The following is a 1,652-nucleotide window of genomic DNA, read 5'->3' as shown; positions in this document are numbered from 1 at the left end:
TGCGGGTCGAACGGCGCAAGCGATAGCGCGAGAGTTTGTCGGGCAGCAGGCTGAGAATCGGCAAACGATCGAAATACGGACTCTTGCGAAAGATCTTGCGCGCCTCGGTCCAGGTCGCATCGAGCAGAATGAACAACGGGCGCTTGCTGCTTTCGATGCTCACTGTGTTGGTCACCCGCGACGGTTCGACGTATTCACCCGGAAACACCAGATACGGCTGCCACTGCGGATCGTTGAGCAGTGCGAGCATCTGCGGGTCGGGCTCGGTGCGTGACCAGATGAACGCGTGGTTGTCGCGCACCACATCGGCAATCAGCCAACCGGTGTTGCTTGGCTTGAACACTTCCTTGCCGGTCATGATCAGGCACACGCCAGAACGGGTGTCGACGCTTGGCCGCCACGCGCACAGGCAATGACTTATGATCACTCGGCAATCGCGGCAACGCTCGGAGCGAAAGCCGCGCGCCTGAATCGGCTTGATGCCTTCGTCTTCGCGCTGATCGCGCAGGCGGGCCACGGCGTTGGGGGCATGGATCATCGCAGGCAATACCGGCAGACAGGGAAACTCGACACGAAAGACACTCGGCAGGGCAATAAAGGCCGGCAGTTTACCAGAGCGACGGCCACAAGCCTGTACCGTCCAGACCGGCTCCCCTATAATTCGCCGCCACTGAACGCACCGCCCCGTGACGGGTCGAACCACCAGTCACCGAATCAGGAGAGTTTCATGCTGCGCCTTATCGTTCCCACCGCTGCCATTCTGCTGGCGTCGTCCTTTACCGCTCAGGCTGCGTCCCTGAGTGAGCAGAATCTGAACCGAGAGCTGCGCAACGTCGCCGCCCAAAGCAGCGTCGGCACGCCACGGGCGATCAATGAAGACATTCTTGATCAAGGCTACACCGTCGAGGGCACGCAGCTGATCAACCATCTGAGCGTGCAAAAGAGCCACGCCGACAAGATGCGCGCCGATCCCAAGGCTGTGTATTTCCAGTTGGGCGCGTCGGTGTGCAACAACCCGTCGTACCGCAAGCTGATGGCCAAGGGCGCGATCATGCGTTACGACTTCACCGAAGTGAAAACCAACAAAGCGATCGGCTCGGCCAGCTACCAGGAATCCGATTGCCCGAAAGCCGCTCCAGCGAAGAAGAAGTAATCAGCGCGAAGCCTTGGCGCGCCGCTGTTCATCCTCGGCGCGCAATTCCGCTACCAACGCCTGCAGATAGCGCGAGCGACGCTCGCCGCCAGCCAATCGTCGGCAGCACTCTTCTTCGAGACTCAATTGATGCGTCTCGGCCGACTCCTGCAACATTCGATACAGCTGCGTATCGATCTCCAGAACCACTCTGACCATGCATCCCGCCTCCTTGCCACCCACGAATCCTTGAATTGCCTCGCCTTGCGCAAACGCAAGGTCGTCTTGCGACGTCTGTAATTGAGTAAATCAGAGTGATGGCCCTTCGCGACACGTTCAGACGAGCGGCGGGGCTTTGGCGCAAATCAGCAAGCGGTTGCCAGGCAAAACGTTACAGCGCACTGTTCAAGTCAGCGCGAATGCGTGCGAGGGTCTAGATTGAGAGTATTCCCGATCATTCGTTAACGGCAGAAATGGAACTGCCGGCCCTGTGTGTTTTTGCAGTGCGGCCCGGACGCTG

At 59.4% G+C, this 1,652-nt stretch carries 3 protein-coding genes; 1 reads left to right on the top strand and 2 read right to left on the bottom strand.

Features of this window, described 5'->3' with window-relative positions; all coding sequences use genetic code 11:
- The coding region (locus D6877_RS10515; protein WP_130910722.1) for a DTW domain-containing protein at positions 1-538 on the bottom strand (538 nt) is incomplete at its 3' end.
- Between the two features lie 189 nt (positions 539-727).
- Here D6877_RS10515 and D6877_RS10510 point away from each other — a divergent pair.
- Positions 728-1,153 carry a PA3611 family quorum-sensing-regulated virulence factor gene (locus D6877_RS10510; protein ID WP_007908738.1) on the top strand — a complete coding sequence of 142 codons (426 nt, stop codon included), beginning with the start codon at positions 728-730 and terminating at the stop codon, positions 1,151-1,153.
- Here the strand turns inward: D6877_RS10510 and D6877_RS10505 are convergent, their stop codons facing one another.
- Positions 1,154-1,351, bottom strand: a complete 198-nt coding sequence (locus D6877_RS10505) for a hypothetical protein (RefSeq protein WP_016770569.1) — start codon at positions 1,349-1,351, stop codon at positions 1,154-1,156.
- Between the last annotated feature and the right edge of the window lie 301 nt (positions 1,352-1,652).

Origin of the sequence: Pseudomonas sp. Sample_9 (assembly GCF_004307535.1) — a bacterium.
Lineage (GTDB): Bacteria > Pseudomonadota > Gammaproteobacteria > Pseudomonadales > Pseudomonadaceae > Aquipseudomonas > Aquipseudomonas mercuritolerans.
Note: the sequence above shows the minus strand (reverse complement) of the source record. Positions and strands in the feature narration are given on the sequence as shown.

What these genes read in the sequence shown, in the direction of transcription:
- D6877_RS10510 (WP_007908738.1), top strand. Translation starts at nt 728, where the DNA reads ATGCTGCGCCTTATCGTTCCCACCGCTGCCATTCTGCTGGCGTCGTCC.
- D6877_RS10505 (WP_016770569.1), bottom strand. Translation starts at nt 1,351, where the DNA reads ATGGTCAGAGTGGTTCTGGAGATCGATACGCAGCTGTATCGAATGTTG.